Source organism: Flavobacterium sp. 1355, from assembly GCF_017833415.1.
Taxonomy (GTDB): Bacteria; Bacteroidota; Bacteroidia; order Flavobacteriales; family Flavobacteriaceae; genus Flavobacterium.
Map to the genome: position 1 here is coordinate 182179 of NZ_JAFICC010000006.1, position 22808 is coordinate 204986.

The 22808-nt window shown below is 34.6% G+C and carries 19 protein-coding genes; 9 read left to right on the forward strand and 10 right to left on the reverse strand.

Features of this window, described 5'->3' with window-relative positions:
- Positions 1-100: 100 nt before the first annotated feature.
- Positions 101-1546 (reverse strand): asparagine--tRNA ligase, encoded by a 1446-nt coding sequence (gene asnS / locus JOD96_RS09575; RefSeq protein ID WP_209564056.1) that lies wholly within the window; start codon positions 1544-1546, stop codon positions 101-103.
- 394 nt (positions 1547-1940) lie between these two features.
- Positions 1941-4307, reverse strand: a complete 2367-nt coding sequence (locus JOD96_RS09580; RefSeq protein ID WP_209564057.1) for an efflux RND transporter permease subunit — start codon at positions 4305-4307, stop codon at positions 1941-1943.
- Between the two features lie 181 nt (positions 4308-4488).
- On the opposite strand from JOD96_RS09580, the gene JOD96_RS09585 reads away from it, so the two are divergent.
- The 4 genes from JOD96_RS09585 (at position 4489) to JOD96_RS09600 (ending at position 8919) form a co-directional block, all read left to right on the forward strand.
- Positions 4489-4818, forward strand: a complete 330-nt coding sequence (locus JOD96_RS09585) for a DMT family transporter (protein WP_209564058.1) — start codon at positions 4489-4491, stop codon at positions 4816-4818.
- A gap of 160 nt (positions 4819-4978) precedes the next feature.
- Positions 4979-5740, forward strand: coding sequence for a histidine kinase (locus JOD96_RS09590; RefSeq protein WP_209564059.1), 762 nt, complete (start codon positions 4979-4981; stop codon positions 5738-5740).
- Positions 5703-6422: a LytR/AlgR family response regulator transcription factor gene (locus tag JOD96_RS09595; RefSeq protein WP_209564060.1), complete on the forward strand. Its 720-nt coding sequence runs from the start codon at positions 5703-5705 to the stop codon at positions 6420-6422. Before JOD96_RS09590 ends, JOD96_RS09595 begins: the two co-directional genes overlap by 38 nt.
- Before the next feature lie 226 nt (positions 6423-6648).
- Positions 6649-8919, forward strand: coding sequence for a cation:proton antiporter (locus JOD96_RS09600; RefSeq protein WP_209564061.1), 2271 nt, complete (start codon positions 6649-6651; stop codon positions 8917-8919).
- Positions 8920-9131: 212 nt separating this feature from the next.
- On the opposite strand, the gene JOD96_RS09605 is transcribed toward JOD96_RS09600, so the two are convergent.
- The 3 genes from JOD96_RS09605 to pyrH all read right to left on the reverse strand — a co-directional run bounded on the left by JOD96_RS09605 (position 9132) and on the right by pyrH (position 13089).
- Complete coding sequence (locus JOD96_RS09605; RefSeq protein WP_209564062.1) at positions 9132-11624, reverse strand: DUF5686 family protein; 2493 nt, start codon at positions 11622-11624, stop codon at positions 9132-9134.
- Positions 11625-11745: 121 nt separating this feature from the next.
- Positions 11746-12309, reverse strand: coding sequence for a ribosome recycling factor (gene frr / locus JOD96_RS09610; protein WP_209564063.1), 564 nt, complete (start codon positions 12307-12309; stop codon positions 11746-11748).
- Between the two features lie 72 nt (positions 12310-12381).
- Positions 12382-13089 (reverse strand): UMP kinase, encoded by a 708-nt coding sequence (gene pyrH, locus JOD96_RS09615; RefSeq protein WP_209564064.1) that lies wholly within the window; start codon positions 13087-13089, stop codon positions 12382-12384.
- Between the two features lie 162 nt (positions 13090-13251).
- On the opposite strand from pyrH, the gene JOD96_RS09620 reads away from it, so the two are divergent.
- Positions 13252-13869, forward strand: coding sequence for a thioredoxin family protein (locus tag JOD96_RS09620; RefSeq protein ID WP_209564065.1), 618 nt, complete (start codon positions 13252-13254; stop codon positions 13867-13869).
- Positions 13870-14228: 359 nt separating this feature from the next.
- Here the strand turns inward: JOD96_RS09620 and truB are convergent, their stop codons facing one another.
- The 5 genes from truB to JOD96_RS09645 all read right to left on the reverse strand — a co-directional run bounded on the left by truB (position 14229) and on the right by JOD96_RS09645 (position 17551).
- On the reverse strand, positions 14229-14921 hold the full coding sequence (gene truB / locus JOD96_RS09625; protein WP_209564066.1) for a tRNA pseudouridine(55) synthase TruB: 693 nt from the start codon (positions 14919-14921) through the stop codon (positions 14229-14231).
- Positions 14921-15718, reverse strand: a complete 798-nt coding sequence (locus tag JOD96_RS09630) for an undecaprenyl-diphosphate phosphatase (protein WP_209564067.1) — start codon at positions 15716-15718, stop codon at positions 14921-14923. Before JOD96_RS09630 ends, truB begins: the two co-directional genes overlap by 1 nt.
- 62 nt (positions 15719-15780) lie before the next feature.
- Positions 15781-16032 carry a DUF3098 domain-containing protein gene (locus tag JOD96_RS09635; protein ID WP_209564068.1) on the reverse strand — a complete coding sequence of 84 codons (252 nt, stop codon included), beginning with the start codon at positions 16030-16032 and terminating at the stop codon, positions 15781-15783.
- Between the two features lie 80 nt (positions 16033-16112).
- A complete protein-coding gene (locus JOD96_RS09640) occupies positions 16113-16988 on the reverse strand; it encodes a cell division protein FtsX (protein WP_209564069.1) in 876 nt (291 codons plus the stop codon).
- Positions 16989-17203: 215 nt separating this feature from the next.
- Entirely contained in the window at positions 17204-17551 is a 348-nt protein-coding gene (locus JOD96_RS09645; protein WP_209564070.1) for a winged helix-turn-helix domain-containing protein, read from the reverse strand.
- 243 nt (positions 17552-17794) lie between these two features.
- Between JOD96_RS09645 and leuS the strand changes: the two genes are divergently transcribed.
- The 4 genes from leuS (at position 17795) to JOD96_RS09665 (ending at position 22662) form a co-directional block, all read left to right on the forward strand.
- The gene (leuS, locus tag JOD96_RS09650; RefSeq protein ID WP_209564071.1) at positions 17795-20683 is read left to right on the forward strand and encodes a leucine--tRNA ligase; all 2889 of its coding nucleotides are present in this window, start codon (positions 17795-17797) and stop codon (positions 20681-20683) included.
- Between the two features lie 209 nt (positions 20684-20892).
- Positions 20893-21615: an alpha/beta hydrolase gene (locus JOD96_RS09655; RefSeq protein WP_317195286.1), complete on the forward strand. Its 723-nt coding sequence runs from the start codon at positions 20893-20895 to the stop codon at positions 21613-21615.
- The gene (locus JOD96_RS09660; protein WP_209564072.1) at positions 21615-22085 is read left to right on the forward strand and encodes an RNA polymerase sigma factor; all 471 of its coding nucleotides are present in this window, start codon (positions 21615-21617) and stop codon (positions 22083-22085) included. The genes JOD96_RS09655 and JOD96_RS09660 overlap by 1 nt, the downstream gene beginning before the upstream one ends.
- The gene (locus tag JOD96_RS09665; RefSeq protein WP_209564073.1) at positions 22075-22662 is read left to right on the forward strand and encodes a hypothetical protein; all 588 of its coding nucleotides are present in this window, start codon (positions 22075-22077) and stop codon (positions 22660-22662) included. Before JOD96_RS09660 ends, JOD96_RS09665 begins: the two co-directional genes overlap by 11 nt.
- Positions 22663-22808 lie beyond the last annotated feature (146 nt).

The window sequence follows — 22808 nt, forward strand, 5'->3', positions numbered from 1 at the left end:
GGTTGCGGAACGTCCAACAACCTGAAACTTGAAACCTGAAACAAATTTACTATTTATTAAAACTTAGAGTCTTAGTACCTCAGTATCTTAGAACCTTAGATTAAAACTCCGCACTTCCAGGAGTTCTCGGGAAAGGAATTACGTCTCTAATGTTTGTCATTCCGGTTACAAACAATACCAAACGCTCAAAACCTAAACCAAAACCGGCGTGAGTCGCAGAACCAAATCTTCTGGTGTCTAAATACCAGTATAATTCTTCTTCGTCGATGTTTAACGCTTTCATTTTCTCCACCAGAACATCGTAACGCTCTTCTCTTTCAGAACCACCAACAATTTCTCCAATTCCGGGGAAAAGGATATCCATGGCACGAACCGTTTCTCTTCCAGGTTCTGTGTTGTCATTCAAACGCATGTAAAACGCTTTAATGTTTGCCGGATAATCGTATAAAATTACCGGACATTTAAAGTGTTTTTCAACTAAATAACGCTCGTGTTCAGATTGTAAATCAGCTCCCCATTCTTCAATGATATAACTGAATTTTTTCTTTTTATTTGGAGTTGAATCTCTTAAAATATCAATCGCTTCTGTATAAGAAACACGTTTGAAGTTGTTCTCCAAAACGAAATTCAATTTCTCTAACAAACTCATTTCACTTCTTTCTGCCTGAGGTTTTGATTTTTCTTCTTCTAAAAGTCTTCCTTCTAAAAATTTCAAATCATCCTGACAATTGTCTAAAGCATATTTAATTACATACTGAATAAAATCTTCAGCCAAATCCATATTGTCATCCAAATCGTTGAAAGCAACTTCCGGCTCAATCATCCAAAACTCAGCAAGGTGACGGGAAGTATTTGAATTTTCTGCTCTAAAAGTGGGCCCAAAAGTATAAATCTGTCCCAAAGCCATTGCAAAAGTTTCTCCTTCTAATTGTCCCGAAACGGTTAAGTTCGTATGTTTTCCGAAGAAATCTTTTTTGAAATCAATGTTTCCTTCTTCATTTTTTGGTAAATTATCTAGTGGAAGTGAAGTTACCTGAAACATTTCGCCGGCACCTTCAGCATCAGCTCCCGTAATAATTGGCGTGTTTACATACACAAAACCTTTTTGTTGGAAATAGTTGTGAACCGCAAAAGACAATACCGAACGCACACGCATAATTGCTCCAAAAGCATTTGTACGTACACGTAAATGTGCATTTTCACGTAAAAATTCCAAAGAGTGTTTTTTAGGCTGCATTGGGAATTTCTCCGCATCAGAATCTCCAAGAATTTCCAGTTTAGTAACCTGAATTTCGTATTTCTGCCCCGCACCTTTACTTTCAACCAAAGTTCCAATTACAGAAACCGCAGCTCCGGTAGTGATTCTTTTTAAAGTCTCTTCCGGTGTATTTTCAAAATCAACAACACATTGTATATTATTAATGGTAGAACCGTCATTAAGCGCGATGAACTGATTATTTCTAAAAGTTCTCACCCATCCTTTTGCATTCACTTCCTGTAGCGTCGTAGTACTGTTTAATAAGTCTTTAACCTTTGTGTGTCTCATTTTAATTTTAGATTTTAGATTTCTGATTTTAGATTAAAATAGAATCAGTGTTTTATATCGAATTGCAAATATAAACGATAATAATTAATTTTTGAAGCTGTTCCTGCTATCCGCTATATCTTTTTCTTGCTAAAGGAGCAAGAAAAAGGATACCGCTCCTATCAGGGCTAGGGCAGTCGATGTTATAAGATGCTTTCTAGGGCAGTTGTCATTCTGAGGAACGAGGAATCGCACTATTAATTTCGTAAAGAAAGACGCCAATCATTGTCGAGTTTCGAGTGAGATTCCTCGTTCCTCGGAATGACAAACTTTGTGTTAACCTTTGTCAAAGTTTCCAACTTTTACAAGGTTATGAGTCAATTCGTGCTAATTCGTGAAATTCGTGGCAGAAACTTTATTTCTCTAAATTCTCCAATTCCTCTTTCTTAGTTTTCTTCTTCTCAAAAGTCATAACCAGCGAAGGCAATACAACTAAGTTAGCAAACATCGCAAAAGCCAGAGTACAGGAAATTAATCCTCCCAATGCAATTGTACCGCTAAAACTAGATAACGTAAAAGTGGCAAAACCTAAGATCAAAACTACAGAAGTATAAAAAGTACTAATTCCGGTTTCTCTTAAAGCACTAAAAACAGATTTTTTCACTTTTCCACCACTTTGCAGCAAGTCATGACGGTATTTTGCCATAAACTGAATCGCATTATCAACCGAAATTCCGAAGGCAATACTAAACACCAAAATTGTAGAAGGTTTCAATGGAATTCCAAAATAACCCATTAAACCGGATGTAATACAAAGCGGTAAAACATTTGTAATGACAGAAGCCAAAACCATTTTGAATGATCGGAATAAATATAGCATCAGAACTGCAATTGTTAGAATTGCAAAAATCAATGACTCAATTAAATTGTCAACCAAATACGAAGTTCCTTTCTGGAAAACCAATGCTTTTCCGGTAACGGTAACTTCATAACGATCTGAAGGAAAAATTTCATCAATTTTTTTGTGAAGCTTTTTCTCCACTTTCGCCATTTCATCCGTACCAATATCTTTCATGAAAGTCGTGATTCTGGCATATTGTCCGGTCGAATCAACATACGCTTTCATTAAATTTTCTTTACTGTTTTTGGTTGCGTTTTTAGCATAACTCAAAATAAAAGTCTGCTCTTGTGAAGTCGGCAATTGATAATATTCCGGATTTCCGTTGTAGAAAGCCTGTTTAGAATATTTTACCAGATTTACAACCGAAACTGGTTTTGCCAATTCCGGCATTTCAGAAATTGTATTTTGCAGTTCATCCATTTTACGAATTGTCGAAGCCTTCATAACACCTTTTTTCTTTTTGGTGTCGATCATGATTTCTAATGGCATAACCCCGTTGAATTCTTTTTCGTAAAATAAAATATCTTTAAAGAAAGAAGCACTTTTTGGCATTTCACCAATCAAACTTCCTGAAACTTTCATTTGCAAAACTCCAATGACACTAAAAACCAAAAGCAAACCGTAAATAATATAAACGTATTTGCGTTTTGTTTTTACCAGATTTTCAACCACATTCAACAAAGTCGAAATATACGTTTTAGTCAAATGGTATAAATGTTTTTCCTTTGGCAACGGCATAAAACTGTAAATAATCGGCACAATAAAGAGTGTCAGTAAATAAACCGAAATCACATTTATTGAAGTCACCAGACCAAATTCAAAAAGCAAATCGTTTCCGGTAATCATAAACGTTGCAAAACCAATCGCCGTGGTTAAATTTGTCATTAAGGTCGCAACCCCAATCTTTGAAATAACACGTTGTAAAGCTTTTGCCTGATTTTTATGCAGTTTAATTTCCTGCTGGTATTTGTTAATCAGGAAAATACAGTTTGTAATACCAATTACAATAATTAATGGTGGAATGATTGCCGTTAAAATCGTGATTTTATACCCAAATAAGCCAAGCGTTCCAAACGACCAGATTACACCAACTATTAAAATACAAATCGAAATAAAAGTTGCTCTGAACGAACGGAAAAAGAAAAAGAAAATCAAAGAAACCGTAAATAAAGCTGCACCAATAAAAAGACCAATTTCGCCTTTCATATCGGCTGCATTAATCGTTCGGATATAGGGCATTCCCGAAACTTTAAGATCAATTCCGGTTGTTTTTTCAAATTTATCGATTTTCGGAACTAAATTCTCCAGAATAAAAGTCTTTCTTTCTGCCGTGTTGACCAGCTTTTTATTGATATAAATCGCAGAACGGACACTTCCGCTTTCTTTATTGAATAAAAGTCCTTCGTAAAAAGGCAAATTATGAAATAAATCGTATTGAACGCTTTTTAAATAAGCAGGATCAAGTGTTTTGCTCTGGTCAATAAACGGAGTTAAAACGAATTTTTCGTTAACCGTATCTTTTTCAAGCTTTTTTAAATCATTTAAGGAAACAACCAAATCAACTTCTTTCGATTTTTTTAAGCCGGTCATCAATTCATTCCAGGCGGCATAATTTTTTGGAGTAAAGAATTTAGGATCTTTAAAACCAATAACCACCAGATTTCCTTCTTCACCAAACTTATCAAGGAATTTTTGATATTCTTTATTTGCAATATGATCTTTAGGAAGCAAATTTGCTTCGGTGTAAGTCATAGCAAGGTTTCTCCATTGCAAAGCAAGGAAGATTGTTAAAAGAGAAAGGACAACTAAAATGGTTATTCTGTTTTTAAGTATGATTCGGGCCAATTTTTCCCAAAATCCAACTTGAATAGCGTTTTTCATAAATTCTTTAAAAATGGATGCAAATGTAGTGAAAAGTGCTCAAAATCATAAACAATCCATTGTATTTTACTTAATGTTAACACAAATCGGCACGTGTAGTATTTGTGATAAATTTCTTTCTTTTTGCTGTTTAGTCATTAGGTTTTCTCATATTTGCAGTTAATTTAAAAATGAAAAGAAAATGAACTGGATTTTATTGATTATTGCCGGACTATTTGAAGTTGGTTTTGCATCGTGTCTGGGAAAAGCAAAAGAAACAACAGGAATTATTTCAACCTATTGGATGGTTGGTTTTTTTGTATGTCTTTCAATCAGTATGATTTTATTGTATAAGGCGACTCAGGTTTTGCCAATTGGGACTGCGTACGCAGTTTGGACCGGAATTGGAGCGGTAGGAACTGTTTTAGTTGGTGTTTTGGTTTTTAAGGAACCGGCAACTTTCTGGAGAATCTTTTTTCTTTCAACATTAATCGCTTCAATTATTGGCTTGAAATTCGTTTCAAGCCATTAAATAAATATGCCACAGATTTCACAGATTAAAAAGATTAAAAAATCTCTGAAATCATTTTAATCTGTGGCAAAAAAATTCACGCAGATTTTGCAGATTTAATAAAAATAAATTCGTGCGCATTCGTGAAATTAGTGGCAAAAAACTTTAAACATCACAAACAATGCAGGAAAACAATACCACAACTTTTATTTTTTTGGCAATTCTTTTGCTGCTGATTGTCATAATTTGTTTTATGATGTATCAGTTACTGCAGGCAAAAAAAGCAAAAGACGATGTCGAAAAAAGTTTTTATGCACTGGAAATGAAAGTGAATGATTTGCAGTTAGAAACTTTAGAATCTAAACTGAATCCGCATTTGTTTAAGAATATTTTAAACTCCATTCAGTCACACGCGTATCAAACTTATTTTGCTTTGGATAAACTGGCCAATGTTTTGGATTATATTTTATACGAAAGCAAAAAGAAATTTGTGACAGCAAAAGAAGAAATCGATTTTGCATTGAATCTTATCGAAATCAATAAAATCAAAATTAGTCCGCTTTTTGAGTTGAAGATAAAAACCAACATCAACAAAGAAGATAAGTTATACGAACAGCCTTTGCTCGCGCCGTTAATTTCGATTGATTTAATTGAAAATGCTTTTAAACACGCAGATCTTCAAAGTGCCGATGCCTTTATTTCGGTTATTTTTGAGTTTCGGGATAATGCTTTTTTTATGACCGTTTCGAATAAAATTTCAGACAAGAAAGTCTTGAAAAAAGAACGCAGCGGTTTTGGTCATGCCACATTAGAGCACCGTTTACGCATTATTTACAAGAATAATTTCAAACTTGATAAGTTTATAGAAAACGATGTTTATATTGCTCATCTAAAAATAGATCTCCTTGAATACAAAACTGAAATGCTTGCTTCTGGACGATGAGCTCCCGGGATTAACGTACCTAAAAATGCTTTGCGAACAAATTCCGGAACTGGAAATCGTAAAAACATTCAATAATCCTGAGAAATTATTGGCAGATATTCCGGATCTGGAATTTGATCTTTTAATTTCGGATATCGAAATGCCGGGAATGGACGGTTTACACCTTGCAGAAATGCTTCAGCATAAAATGGTTATTTTTTGTACCGCTTATAAAAATTATGCCGCCGATGCTTTTAATATCGATGCAATAGATTATATCACCAAACCGGTAAGGTTAGAGCGTCTGCAAAAAGCGATTTCCAAAGCCGTTGATCGCTTTGATAAACCGGATGCCGCTAAAAAGTTCATACAGTTAAATACCGATAAGGGAAAAACCTTATTGTATTTCAACCAGATTCAATATATAAAAACGGCCATTAGTGACAGCAGGGATAAAACCGTTTTACTTACTGACGGAAGTTTTCTGAATTTGAAAAACGTGAAATTTGATACTCTTTTAAACGAATTACCCGAACAGGATTTCTGCCGTATCAACAAAAAAGAAATCATTGCCGTAAAAGCAATAAAATTCTTTAATCATAACGAAATTGTGCTGCATCATCTTGAGGAAAACAATAAAAATACGACTTTGATTTTAAGCGAAACCTATCGTTCGGAATTTTTGAAAAAGGTAAAAATATAGATGTAAAAAGTTTGTCAGGCTGAGCGTCCGAAGCTTCGGGAGAAGCCCCTTTTATCTAATATAGTCTTCTCCCGAAGCTTCGGACGCTCACGATGACAGTCGTTTTCATAACTTATTACAAAGTTTTTCGGACTTGTTACATAGATTGAAAATTAGCTGGAAATTTGCTTTTTCAGTTAAATGGCAGTTCTGATATTTGCGGCAAATTTAATCAAAAGAACGAGTTATGAATAATATTAAAAACTCTGTATTTTACGTTACAATTATAGGTGGTTTTACTGCTTTGATATATTGGGTAATTTCAAAAGGCGCGGCGCTTGAAGTAGGGCGCAATATTGTTAAGAAAAAAATCGAAAGCAATCATTGGAATGATTTCCTGCATTCTATGGTTGAAAATCTACAGCATCCTTTAGCCATTTTACTGGCTCAAATCGTCACTATAATTTTGGTAGCGCGTTTGTTTGGATGGTTTTTTAGAAAAATCGGACAACCGTCTGTAATTGGCGAAATGATTGCCGGAATTGTTTTAGGGCCTTCTTTGGTTGGAATGTATTTCCCGGAATTTTCTGCAGCATTATTCCCAAAAGAATCTTTAGGAAATTTACAATTTTTAAGTCAGATTGGTTTGATACTTTTCATGTTCGTAATCGGGATGGAACTGGATTTGAAAGTATTAAAAAACAAAGCACATGATGCCGTTGTAATCAGTCACGCCAGTATTGTTATTCCGTTTGCCTTAGGATTAACACTGGCTTATTTTATCTATCATACTTTTGCTCCAATCGGAGTTGAGTTTTCTTCTTTCGGGCTGTTTATGGGAATTGCGATGAGTATTACAGCATTTCCTGTTCTTGCCAGAATTGTTCAGGAGCGCGGCATGCAGAAAACCAAACTGGGTACTATTGCCATAACGTGCGCCGCTGCAGATGATATTACAGCATGGTGTATTCTGGCTGTAGTAATTGCTATTGTAAAAGCAGGTTCTTTTACCAGTGCTTTGTATGTTATTGGTTTGGCCATTTTATATGTAATTATAATGTTGAAAATCGTTCGTCCGTTTCTAAAACGTGTAGGAGATTTAAATTCAACAAGAGAAAGTTTAAATAAACCGGTAGTGGCTATTTTCTTTATTACACTTTTATTTTCGGCTTATGCTGCTGAGTTAATTGGAATTCATGCTTTATTCGGAGCTTTTTTAGCAGGAGCAATTATGCCGGAAAACAATAAATTCAGAAATATATTTATCGAAAAAGTAGAAGATGTTTCTATCATCGTCTTATTACCGTTATTCTTTGTTTTTACAGGTTTGCGTACGCAAATTGGTTTGTTAAACGATCCTGAATTATGGAAAATAACAGGATTAATTATTGCGGTTGCCGTAGTAGGTAAATTCTTTGGAAGCGCCTTGGCAGCAAAATTCGTAGGTCAGAACTGGAAAGACAGTTTAGCTATCGGAGCTTTGATGAATACACGTGGATTGATGGAGCTTGTTGTTTTAAACATTGGTTATGACCTTGGCGTTCTTTCTACAGAGATTTTTACCATGATGGTCATTATGGCTTTGGTGACAACTTTTATGACAGGTCCGGCATTAGATTTTATCGGATGGGCTTTTAAAGATAAGGCAACAATAATTCCGCAGGAAATTGGAAATAAAAGCAAATACAAGATTTTGCTGTCATTTGGTACTCCGGAAAAAGGCAAAAAGTTATTGAAAATTGCCAATAGCTTAGTAAAAAAACAACCGGACAATTCGATCGTCACAGCGATGCATTTGTCTTTGAGCACAGAAGTGCATTCATTTGATGTAAAAGACCACGAACGCAAAATGCTTGTTCCTGTTATTCAGGAATCTGAAAAACTGAATCAGAATATAGTTAGTCTTTTTAAAGTCTCAAATGACATTGATATTGATATTATTGATACAGCAAACCAAGGTGAATACGATTTATTACTGGTTGGTTTGGGGCAATCTATTTTTGATGGAACACTTCTGGGTAAAATTCTTGGTTTTACAACCAGAATTGTAAATCCGGACCGTTTGATTGATAAGTTTACAGGAAAAGAAGGCTTGTTCGAAAACTCTCCTTTTGACGAAAGAACGCGCCACATCATTACCAAATCTAAAATGCCGGTCGGAATTTTTATCGATAAAGATTTAGAAGAAGTAGATCAGGTTTTTATGCCGATTTTCAGTAAAGAAGATGCTTTTTTAATTGAATATGCCAAGAAATTAATCAATAATAATGGTTCGCAGATTACGGTTCTGGATGCGAGCGGCGATGTTAAAAATACCCGCGATATTCAGGAAACGATTCGTTCAATAGAACAGATTGCGCCCAATCATATTATGATTATGCACGACAGAACCATCAAGAAAGAATTTCTGGACGGTCAGAACTTAATGATTATAAGTTTAGAAAGCTGGAAAAAACTGATAGAATCACAAAGTATATGGCTGAATAACACACCTTCAGTTTTGATTATTAAGCCTTAGACTTTAAAATTTAATATTTTTAAAATCCCAAACTCCAATTGTTATGATTGGGGTTTGGGATTTTTTTATTCGTTTTATTGTCATTGCGAGGAACGAAGCAACATCATTTGCTAATTCAGAAGTTGTGTCGTATTGTTGGTGCGGTTGCTTCGTTCCTCGCAATACAAGCTAGCGTTTGGAATTTGGGATTTTTAAAATTTGGAATTTAAATTTTACAATCCTAAATCAAGGACATAAGAAATCTTAACCGCGATATTGTCATCAAATCGCGTTAACTGATTTGGCCCGTAGCGGTAAAATCCACCCAGACCAATACCTTTATAGATTTTATTCAGCTCAATTCCTGATTCAAAAAAACCTTTGTCTAAAGTTTTATAAGCAGGCCCAACATGCTGTTCCGGGTTTTCTATATTTCCCCACACCATTCGGGTTACTAATACCAATGATGGGCGTACTTTTCTAAAAAGGGTAATTCTGTCAAAACCATGTTTGATTTGAAAGAAAAGATACTGACTGGAGAAAAACTCATTAAAATACATGGTTTCAAACGCATTTCTTCCCGCAAACGTTATACGCTGAACAATGGTTTCTTTCGTTAAATTATTTGGAGCCGTATTGTATAAATGCGTAATTGGAGCATCACCAAAAGCGTATCCTCCCTGCAACAATAAACTTGTTTTCTGGCCGTTCAGATATTGTTTTTCATATTCGGTTTTGAAATCTATTTTTCCGAAATTAAAGTCGTTATCTAAAACATCAGGCAGGGTTTGTGTATATTGAAAAGTAAACCTTGGGAACCTTTTATCAGATTCTGTTCTTCCCGTAGGAGTCTGCATAAAACCACTAAATGGTGCCCAAACAACAGAAAGCATTGCGGTTGTCATAATGTAGCTTGAATACAATTTTCCGTTGAGGTTAAACAGATAATCAAATTTTGGCTCGATAAAGTTTCGCGATACCTCAAGAATAGCTTCCGTCTTTGGGATAATTTTAGTTTGAACATTTGCTTTCCAGCCTGAATATTCATAAAAAGTACTAATGTTGATCGGGCGAGGGTCATAAATTTTAAAAACACGTTTGTCAACAGCAAAAACCGTACTCGCAATCTCCCTCACATCATCTGTATAATAGGCATTTATCCAGGTATTAGTGCTTTTGTCAAGCAAAACCCCTGCGCCTGAGCTGTACTTAAAAGCCCCATCTTTAGTCCCGTATGCGGTATAAGCTTCAAGTCGGAAATTTTTGGAAAAACGATCATTTGTGATGCCGCCCAGTCCAAGTCTGAAGCCTTCGTAATTATTGTAACTGATAATTTTTTTCAGATCCAGATCAACAGGTCCGATCGGGTAGAAGCCATTTATAATTTTACGGCCGATGCCTAATCGTTTTTCAACTCTTTTTTCGATAGAAAGGCTATCAAGCAGCAAATAAGTTCTTTGGCTTTTTAAATCAAGATTTTCTTTTCTGTAGGCCTCCCAGAAACTTTCAGGTTTTTTGTTTGCATCTTCTTTAATTTCGATATAAAGCGACGGGTTTTTTATAGCTGAACTGGTATTAAAATGGACATCGAAACTATTGCTTTCGGAAATTAAATACGTAAAATCAGAAGCTACTTTTTTTCGCGGCTCAACATCCTCGTCAGAATCTGCATCAAACTGAATTGTCCCGCCAAGAATCTTGATATCTTCGTTGTTTTTTCCTTTTACAATTTTAAAAGTTGTATTGCTCTGAAACCAGAGTTTTTCGGCAGTATCATATTCAAATTCATGAATCCCGCTGATATCCAAAACACCTTTAATACGCATAACGGCTTTTGCAATGGCAAAATTTTCCTTATCAATATATAAAACACCTTCTAATCCTGATTTTCTTTTTTGTTTGTATTTAAAGTAAACCATGTAAGTATCACGCCCTTTTATACTTACGGTATCCAGTAATTTATAATTGTAATCTCCGAGGGCATTATTAGATATTGGACTTTCATATTTTGTTTCCAGCAATTCATATTTTGGGTCATAAATAGAAATTGATTGAAGATTGAAGGCGATAATTTCATAGACAGGCTGTTTAAAACCAGCCATTTTTGTCCCAAGAACAGTCTCTTTCAGTTTGTTGTTTCCAAACTGGTACTGCGATATTTTTTCTGTCTGAAATAAGTGCTGTTTGCTGATTATTTCCTTAAACTTATAATCGGAAGAATCAACATTGATAATTTTTTTGTCTAAATCTTTATAAGCAGCAGAAGAATCTATACGGCCATCAATCGAATCCGGATTTGCAGTAACGGTAAGTTTATTATATGTTTTATATTCAAAACTATGCAGTTTTCTCTGCGGATTGTTTTGGTTTTTGTTTGCAATTACTTTTTTTAATACGCCCAAAGCCGGGTTTTCGTTAGAAATAATAACTTCTTTTAAGTCATCACTTTTTTGCGAAAGAGAAACGGGATAGAATTTTTTGTTATCTGCTACGGCAATGGTTTTGCTTTGAAAACCTACATACGAAACTGTAAAAGAAGAAGTTTTTGCTGAAATGGTGAGAATAAATTTACCATCAATATCCGTAATAGCACTATTACTGTCTGAAGTTTTTATGGTAGCAAACGGAAGGGGTTTGTTGCTGGAGTCGTTTACAATTCCGTTGATTTGAAATTGCGCCTGAATACTAAGCGTGAAAAACAAAAACAGAAAACAAAATAACTTCATACAGCGGGATATAGTTTCAAAAAATGAAAACATTAAATTTTTTAGGTATGCAAAAATAAGAATAAAAAAAATCCGTCTAGTGCAATTTAACTAAACGGATTAATATTTTGTGACGATTGAGTTACACTTTCATGATTTCAGCTTCTTTTGCAGCCAATAATTCATCAATTTTTTTAATGTAAGCATTCGTTAAGTTCTGAACTTCTTCTTCTGCAGATTTACAAATATCTTCAGAAGTTCCTTCCTTTTCTAGTTTTTTAATATCGCTATTAGCATCTTTACGTACATTACGAACACCAATTTTTGCGTCTTCAGCTTCAGCTTTTGCTTGTTTTGCAAGGTCGCGTCGACGCTCTTCTGTTAAAGGCGGTACACTGATGATAATAACATCCCCATTATTCATTGGGTTAAAACCAATATTGGCGACCATAATTGCTTTTTCAATTACAGACAGCATATTTTTTTCAAAAGGTTGTAATGTAATTGTTCTCGCATCAGGAACGCTGATTTTTGACACTTGAGAAAGAGGAGTTGCAGATCCGTAATAATCTACAAAAACGCTTCCTAACATTGCCGGAGAAGCTTTTCCTGCGCGAATATTTAGAAATTCTTTTTCAAGATGCGCAATAGAACCATTCATTGATTCCTCAGTACTTTCTAATATAAAATCTATTTCTTCACTCATTTTTTTTAGTTTTCAGTTTTATGCTCAGTTTCAGTTCAGTTCGGTATTGCGACTGTAAACTGTTGCTGATGACTATATATTTACTACAGTTCCTATATTTTCGCCTTCGCAGATTTTTAATAAATTTCCAATTTTGTTCATGTCAAAAACAACGATTGGCAATTTGTTTTCCTGGCTTAATGTAAATGCGGTTGTGTCCATTACATTTAATCCTTTTTTCAGAACATCATCAAAAGAAATAAAATCAAATTTTACAGCCGAAGCATTTTTTTCAGGATCAGAATCGTAAACACCATCAACACGTGTTCCTTTTAAGATAACATCGGCATTGATTTCGATTCCTCTTAAAACAGCAGCAGTATCAGTAGTAAAATAAGGGTTTCCAGTTCCTGCGCCAAAAATTACAATTCTTCCTTTTTCAAGGTGACGATCTGCTCTTCTTTTAATATATGGTTCTGCAATAGATTCCATTTTTAAAGCAGTCTGAAGACGGGTTTTCATTCCTTTGTCTTCAAGAGCACCCTGTAATGCCATTCCATTAATTACAGTAGCAAGCATTCCCATATAATCGCCTTGTACTCTATCCATACCGGCACTTGCACCCGCAACGCCCCTAAAAATATTTCCTCCTCCAATTACAATAGCAATTTCTACTCCTTTACTATGAATCTGCTTAATTTCTTCAGCATATTCGGCTAATCTTTTTGGGTCAATACCATATTGCAAATCACCCATCAAGGCCTCGCCGCTAAGTTTTAGAAGAATTCTTTTATATTTCATTTGTGTGTTGCGTTAATTTGTGCAAATATAGACATATTCTGATTTTTAAAAATAATGTTTTGAAAAAATAATTTTGGAGCTTATTTCTCCTGAATATGACAAAAGTCATTCTCATATCTTTCTAAAATGTGTATTTTTATTGTACCAAAAAAACAAGAAAATATGAAAAGTATTGTAGCCAAAGCACTATTCAATAGTCACTCTTATTCTGAATACCGAAAATTAGTTACCGATTTGTTGTCTGAGGGAAAATCAACCGGAGAGCAGCAATCTGAAAGTTTGACACATTACACCAGTTTGAATGAGGCCAGAATGAATCGTCTCGAGAAAACCATTAAAGTTTCTGATGAGACATTAGAGAAACTTCAAAACCTGAAGAATCATTATATCTGGCTCGTTATTTCTGAGGGCTGGTGCGGTGATGCTGCTCAAATACTTCCGATTTTGAATAAAATGGCTGCAGGTTCCAATAAAAAAATCGATCTGCGAATTGTTTTAAGAGATGAAAATGATGATTTAATGAGCCAGTACCTGACAAACGGCGGCAGAGCAATTCCTAAAGTTATTGTAATTTGTAAAGAAGCCGGAATTGTGAGAACTGACTGGGGACCAAGACCAAAAGGAGCAACAGAATTAATGGCCAATTATAAAAAGGAATTTGGTGTAATTGATGAAAAAATCAAAACCGATCTGCAATTATGGTATTTGGCCGACAAGGGAATTTCTGTTCAGCAGGAATTACTTGAAATTATGGAGAAAATAAAATATAATCGATTATAATTCTTTGGTGATAAATTTATCAAAAACAATGGTTTTTGATGTAATTCATTGAAAGCAAAGATTATACATTATTAAAAATTTAAAAAAATATTTTTTTTAATGTAAAATTTTGTATCTTGCTGAAGATCCCACCTCTATTATTTATTTTTTGATTTACTCTTTTTATTGGTGTTTATTTAATCTTTAACAATTAAAAAATGCACTATTATGAAAAAGTTATTCGAAAGGTTTTATGATTATTTTTCGGTATTTTTATTTGGAGGAAAAAACATTCCACATTATTAATCCGTAAGAATCAGGTATTAGCAAATTAAGGAGTTGGCACATTACTAAGGTTATTTGTAATGTGCTTAATTTTTTTAGTCTAAAAGACTTTCTTCAAATAATGTGATGTCAATAGCATTTTTCACATCATAATCACCAATTTTTGTTCGGCGCAAAACCGTTAAGTGAGAACCAGAATTCATTGCTTTTCCAAAATCATACGCGAGAGAACGTATGTAAGTGCCTTTGGAACATACTACTCTAAAATCTATTTCCGGTAATGCAATTCTTGTAATTTCAAATTCGTGAATTGTAGTTTTTCTGCTTTCAATTTCAATACTTTCTCCGGCACGTGCATGTTCGTACAAACGAACACCGTCTTTTTTAATAGCAGAAAATATTGGCGGTTTCTGGTCGATTTCGCCCAAAAATTGTTTGACAGTTTCATGAATCAAGCTTTCATCGATATGTTCTGTTGGATAAGTCTGATCGATTTCTGTCTCTAAATCATAAGATGGAGTAGTGGCCCCGATATAAAAAGTCCCTGTATATTCTTTAGCTTGTCCTTGCAGTTCAGAAATTCTTTTGGTGAATTTTCCTGTGCAGATTAACAATAAGCCAGTGGCTAAAGGATCTAAAGTTCCGGCATGACCAATTTTGAACTTTTTTGGAAGTCCGACTTTATTAATTAAAAGGTATTTTAATTTATTGACTGCTTGAAACGAACTCCATTTTAAAGGTTTGTCTATCAATAAAACCTGTCCGTTTAAATATTCTTCAGGAGTCATTATATAATGGTAAGCGGGTGAATGAAAAAGTGAATCAGTAACAAAATGATTCCGGCTATGATTCGGTAATAACCAAAAACTTTAAAACCATTCTTAGTCAAAAATCCGATGAAAGTTTTAATGGCTAAAAGGGCTACAATAAAGGCAACCACATTTCCAATAATTAACAAATTAGTCTGGTCGTGAGATAACTCAAATCCGGCTTTATAATAATCGTAGCATTTTTTTACAGTCGCTCCCAACATTGTTGGAACTGCTAAGAAAAATGAAAATTCTGCTGCTGTTGTTCTCGATAATTTTTGAGACATTCCGCCCACAATAGTCGCGCCGCTTCTGGAAACTCCGGGAATCATAGCAATACACTGAAATAATCCAATTTTAAACGCTTGCAGATAAGTGATTTCCTGCGAAGTGTCGGCTGTGTTTGGGTTGTTGAACCATTCGTCAACTTTTAATAAAATAATTCCGCCTATTAAAAGAGAAATAGCAACCGTAACGGGATTTTCTAATAATCCGTCGATAAAATCACCTAACAATAATCCTAAAACTACTGCAGGAATAAATGCAACCAAAAGTTTAAAGTAAAAATCAAGCGTCTGAAAGAAACGTTTGAAATATAATACAACAACAGAAAGTATAGCACCAAGCTGAATAACAATTGTAAAAAGTTTAGTAAAATCGTCGTGTGCAATTCCAAAAAAAGAAGAGGCAATAATCATATGCCCGGTTGAAGAAACAGGCAGAAATTCTGTAATTCCTTCAATAATAGCAAGAATAATAGCTTGTAATGTGTTCATGGAGAATTTTAGATTTCAGATTTTAGATTTCAGATTGTTTAATTAAAATCTAACAAATCTATTTATTTAGATTTTTTGAAAATAGAATAAATAGTGATTCCAAAACCAATTAGCACAGTTGTTGGTGCTAAACGGATACGTCTAAAACTAAAAACATCTTCATTAAAAACATTTGGATTATCACTTCCTCCACCAGACATTAAAATAAACCCAAGAGCGATAACGCCAATTCCAATTAATAAGATTTTGTAATTAATCCCGTCAAAAAGGAATTCATGCTTTTGTTGTTGTTCTTCTTTATTATTGTTTTTCATTGTTGTTTTTTTGTCAGCCTGAGCGAAGCCGAAGGCATTTTGTTTTTAAAATCTAAAATCTAAAGTCAGCAAATCTAAAATTAATAGAGATCATCTGTTCTTAAATTAAGAAAACGTTGTGTAGCAAAGTGTGTACTTACCCAGGTAATTAAAATCCCTAATCCGAAAACGGCCAGTAAAACCAATCCTATTAAAACCTTGTCCTCTAAAATTCCTAATCCCGGAAAATTAGTTTCTACATAAAATAAAACTCCTATCAGGGCAATAATCGCCAAACCGGAACCCAGCATTCCTAATTTTACACTACGCATAACAAATGGCTTACGAATAAACGATTTTGTAGCGCCCACCATTTGCATTGTTTTAATGATGAATCGGTTAGAGTGTATAGATAATCGCAATGAACTATTGATTAATAACACCGCAATTACAGTAAGAAATCCGCTGATGATCAAAATCCACATACTTACTTTTCGGATATTATCATTTACCAGATTTACTAATTGTTTGTCGTAAACAATATCAGAAATCATAATGTTTTGACGTAAACGGCTCTCAATTTTAGCGATGCTGTCTCTCTCAACATAATCAGCTTTTAAATGAATATCATAAGAATTCAATAAAGGATTTTCTCCTAAAAACGTTAGAAAATCCTCGCCGATAATGTCAGTATGCTCTTTTGCAGCTCTTTCTTTAGTTACATAAACATAAGATCTTGCAAAAGGCGCTCTCTTCAATTCGGTATTAAATGCTTTTATAACACTATCATTAGCTTCGTTTTTAAAGAAAACTGTCATTGCGATTTTTTCTTTAAAGTCATCTGCCAGTTTTTTAGAATTTATAATAAATAAGCCTAGCACCCCCAAAAGGAACAATACCAGAAATACACTTAATACAACCGAAAAATAAGAGGAAATTAACCTGCGTTTTTGAAATTTATCAAAGTTAGAACTCATAGTCTGCTTAAATTATGTGGTAAAAATAATAAAGAATTTCTTTATTTAAAGTTAATAACGAACTTTTATACTATAAATGTACAATTCTGCTTGTAATAAAAAGTAGGTTTAACCGCAAAGTGAGCAAAGTTTTTTTATTCTTTAGTTTTATAATGATCTGGTGGAAAATCTTAGCACCTTAAAATCTTAATCTCTCAGAACCTTATTATACTGAATTAAAATTTCAGATTTTGCGTTTCTTTCTCAGCAAATTCTTTAATACGTTTTTCAATTTCATAAAAAACAGCAATTGCTTTTTCGCCGGCGTCAGTCAGTCTTGCGCCACCGCCGCCTTTCCCGCCAAGAAGTTTTTCAACCAACGGATTTTCCGCACGCTGATTCATTTCCTCAACCAATTGCCAGGCCTGGCGATAAGACATTTTCATTTCTTTTGCTGCATTGGTAATTGAGCCCGTTTTCCGGATATTTTCAAGAAGCCAGATTTTTCCAATTCCAAGAAACGCACCTTCAGCTTCCTCAATCCAGACGCGGACTTCAATATTGTATTTCTTGTTTTCTGCCATTTATTTTGAGGATAAATAAGTATAATGCTTGTACAATAATACGTGTTTTTACTTAATCTAAAATACGTAATTTATTATTTTATTTGTTTGTCAATGAAATAGCTTTGGTACAATGCGCAATAAATGTAAATTTGCGATCTTAAAACTTAGAACCTTAGTTACTCAGTAACTTAGCAACTCAAATAAAAATGACTTGAGTAAGCGAAAGCATGACTCCATTAAAATAAAAATATAAAACAACGAATGAAATACAATCCAAACGAAATAGACGCCAAATGGCAGAAGTATTGGGCAGAAAATCAAACTTTTGCTGCTGAAAACAATTCTGAAAAACCTAAGCATTATGTATTAGATATGTTTCCTTATCCATCTGGTGCGGGATTACACGTAGGGCATCCGCTGGGATATATTGCTTCAGATGTATATTCTCGTTTCAAAAGACATCAGGGATTCAATGTTTTGCATCCAATGGGTTATGACAGTTTCGGATTGCCGGCAGAACAATATGCGATTCAGACAGGGCAGCGTCCGGAAGATACAACACGTGTAAATATTGACGGAGGAGTAGATAAAGAGGGAAAACAAATTGCCGGGTATAGAAAACAATTAGATAAAATAGGGTTTTCTTTTGACTGGAGCCGTGAGGTACGTACGTCAAATCCTGATTATTACAAACATACGCAATGGATTTTTATTCAGTTATTTAATTCATGGTATTGCAGAAAAGAAGGAAAAGCATTTGATATTGCTACTTTGACTGAAGTTTTTGCAGAAGAAGGAAACGCTTTGGTAGAAGCCGTTTGCGATGATAATGTTGCCATTTTTTCTGCAGCAGAATGGAATTCATATTCTGAAGAAGAAAAAGAAAAAATCCTTTTACAATACAGATTGACTTATTTGGCAGAGACAGAAGTAAACTGGTGCCCTGGTTTAGGAACTGTTTTGGCCAATGACGAAATCGTAAACGGAGTTTCTGAGCGCGGAGGATTTCCTGTTATTCGTAAAAAAATGACACAATGGAGCATGCGAATTTCTGCTTATGCAGAACGTTTGCTTCAGGGGTTAAATGATATCGACTGGAGTGAAAGTATTAAAGAATCACAAAGAAACTGGATCGGAAAATCGGTTGGTGCAATGGTTTCTTTTAAAGTTATTTCTTCGAATGTCACTCTGAGCGGAGTCGAAGAGCAACCCGTGATTTCTGTTTTTACAACAAGACCAGATACAATTTTCGGAGTAACTTTTATGACTTTGGCACCAGAGCATGATTTGGTAGCAAAAATTGTAACTGCTGATCAAAAAAATGCCGTTGATGCCTATATCGAAAAAACTGCAAAACGTTCTGAGCGTGAGCGTATGGCCGATGTAAAAACCATTTCGGGTGTATTTACGGGAGCTTATGCCGAACATCCTTTTACAAAAGAACCAATTCCGGTTTGGATAGGAGATTATGTTTTGGCAGGTTACGGAACTGGCGCTGTAATGGCGGTTCCTTGTGGAGACGAGAGAGATTATGCTTTTGCAAATTTCTTTAAAGGTCAAAACGGAATGCCGGAAATCAAGAATATTTTTGATAAAGACATTTCTGAGGCTGCTTTTGGAGCCAAAGAAGGATTTACATTAGTAGATTCTGATTTCTTAAATGGATTAAATTATAAAACAGGAACTCAAAAAGTAATTGCTGAGTTAGAAAAAATTGGTCAGGGAACCGGAAAAACAAATTACCGTTTGCGTGATGCTGTTTTCTCCCGCCAGCGTTATTGGGGAGAACCTTTCCCGGTTTATTATGTAAATGGTTTGCCAAAAATGATTGCAGCAGAACACTTGCCAATTATTTTGCCTGAAGTAGAAAAATATTTACCAACCGAAGATGGTTTGCCTCCGTTAGGAAACGCAACAATCTGGGCTTGGGACACCAAAAACAATGAAGTAGTTAATACTGATTTGGTTGATAATAACGAAATTTTTCCTCTGGAATTGAACACCATGCCAGGTTGGGCGGGAAGTTCATGGTACTGGATGCGCTATATGGATGCACACAACAAAGACAGATTTGCCAGCAAAGAAGCTTTGGCTTATTGGGAAAGTGTAGATTTATATATTGGCGGAAGCGAGCACGCAACGGGACACTTATTGTACTCTCGTTTTTGGAATAAATTCTTAAAAGACAAAGGTTTTGCTCCAACCGAAGAACCATTCAAAAAACTGATTAATCAGGGAATGATTTTGGGAACTAGTGCGTTTGTTTATAGAATTGAAGGGACAAATAGTTTTGTATCTAAAAATAAAATCGGAGATCAGAAAGTACAGCCAATTCACGCCGATGTTTCAATGGTTAATTCTTCTGACGAACTAGATGTTCAAAAATTCAAAGCGTGGAGAGAAGACTATGCTGATGCTGAATTCATTTTAGACGAAAACGGAAAATACATTGTTGGCCGCGAAGTCGAAAAAATGTCGAAATCAAAATACAATGTTGTAACGCCGGATGATATTTGTAATGAATATGGTGCTGATACCTTACGTTTGTACGAAATGTTTTTAGGTCCGTTAGAGCAGGCAAAACCCTGGAATACTGCCGGAATTTCCGGAGTTTTTGGTTTTCTTAAAAAATTATGGAGATTGTATTTTGATGATAACGGTTTAATCGTAAACAACGACGAACCAACAAAAGACAACTTAAAATCATTGCATAAAACAATCAAAAAAGTGGCAGAAGATATTGAGAGTTTCTCTTTTAATACTTCTGTTTCTCAGTTTATGATTTGTGTGAATGAATTGTCAACTCAAAATTGTCATTCAAGAGCAATTCTTGAACCCTTAGCCATTTTGGTTTCGCCGTACGCACCGCACATTGCAGAAGAATTGTGGTCACAATTGGGACACAAAGAATCAATTTCAAAAGTTGCTTTTCCTGTTTTTGAGGCAAAATATTTAGTAGAAACCAATAAAGAATATCCGGTTTCTTTTAACGGTAAAATGCGTTTCACAATCGAGTTGCCTTTGGATTTAACTGCTGCTCAAATTGAAGAAATCATCATGAAAGACGAGAGAACCCAGAAACAATTAGACGGAAGAACTCCAAATAAAGTGATTATTGTTCCGGGTAAGATTATCAATTTGGTAGGTTAACCAAAATTTTAAATACTAATCCCGAAACCTCGGGATAAATTCCAAATTCCAATTTTACGATTGGAGTTTGGAATTTTTTTTTGCACCGATTTGTCATCCTGACGGAGGAAGGATCGCAGGCGTAAGCATGTCTAAATGTTTTTGCTCAGACAAAATCATATCCTTTTGAAGTTATAAAATCAGGAAAAGGAAAACAGTCCATAGTATTTATTCCGGGTTTTGCTTCTTCCGGAGAAGTCTGGAATGAGGCAAAAGCCAATTTCGAAAAGAATTTTACTTGTTATACCCTTACAATGGCCGGTTTTGCCGGAGTAAAACCGCAGCCCAATGCTTCTTTTAAAAACTGGGAAGAGGCAATTGCAGCTTATTTAAAAGAAAATAAAATAGAGAAACCAATTATAATCGGACACAGTATGGGCGGTGCACTGGCTTTGGCAATTGCAGCAGATTACCCGGATCTGGCAGACCGAATTGTTGTTGTAGATGCAGTACCCTGTCTTGCAGCGTTAATGGATGCCTCTTTTAAATCAAAAGAAAATAATGATTGCAGTCCGATAGTAAATCAAATGAGCGCTTTGACCGATGAGCAGTTTGCCGAAAATCAGAAAAAATATGTAGACAGACTAACGACAGATGTTTCAAAATATGATTTATTGTTGAGCTGGAGTGCCAAATCAGACAGAAAAACTTTTGCAGAAGTATATTGTGATTTTGCAAATACAGATTTAAGAGAAAAAATTGCCGCCATAAAATGCCCATCCCTGATTTTATTAGAATCGTATTTTTCGAATATAAAACCAGCCATAGAAGAACAATACAAAAATCTTAAAACAGCCAATCTTCAATACGCTACAAAAGGGCTGCATTTTATAATGTATGATGACAAGGAGTTTTACTTCAAACATTTAAATAACTTTATAAAAGTTAAATAATGGAGTTTGAAAATATCTACAAAACATATTGGGACAGGATATTTCGGCTTTGTATGGGTTTTGTAAATGATTATGATGCTGCACAGGACCTGGCGCAGGAAACTTTTATTATTGTTTGGCAAAAACTGGACACATTCAGAAACGAGTCCGGTATCGGAACCTGGATCTTCAGGATTGCATCAAATAATTGCCTGAGGCAGATTGAGAAAGACAAACGTTTTCCTAAATCAGAACTTCCGATACATATAACCGAAGAGAAACAAACCTCACTAGAACCACAAATACAGTTTTTATATAAATGTATTGCCGAATTGCCCGAAACAGAACGTATTATTATTTCGTTGGAACTGGAAGATGTCAAACAAACAGAAATTGCTAAAATCGTTGGCCTTTCTGAAGTAAACACAAGAGTAAAAATCCACAGGATCAAAGAAAAACTGACTCAAAAATTTAAAGAAAATGGACAATAATATAGACTTTAAGGATTTATGGAAAAAGCAATCCGTAAGTCAGCCCAATTTGGAAGATTTACTGGCCAGATTAAAACAATTCAAAAAAGCCGCTCTGCGCAGTTTATGGATTACTAATGTTTTGCTTATCGCAACTAGTATTTTTATAGCGGTTATCTGGTATTATTATCAGCCGCAATTTGTTTCGACAAAAATTGGGATAATCATTACAATTCTGACAATGATGATGTATCTGACAATTTATAACCGATTATTGAATGCTTATAAAAATATTGATTCGACACAAACCAATCAGGAGTATGTGCAAAACCTCATTTCAATCAAAAAGAAGCAGCACTACTTACAATCAACAATATTGAGTTTGTACTTTGTCTTGCTTACAATCGGGCTTTGTCTGTATATGTATGAATATGCAAGCAGAATGACTGTTTTCTGGGCGATTTTTACTTATGCAATGACTTTGTTCTGGATGGGAATTAATTGGTTTTTTATTCGTCCAAAACAAATTAAAAAACAACAGGCAAAAATAAATAGTCTTATCGAAAAATTTGAAGACGTCAGTAATCAGCTGCACTAATAAAAAAGAGCTTTGTAAATTTTAACAAAGCTTTTTTTAGTTAAATTCTAATATTCTTCAAAAGTATAAAACCAAAAATGTAACAGAACTGATGGCTTTTCTTTTGAAAAACAATTTATTAAGCTAAGACAAATTAGGTAACAAAA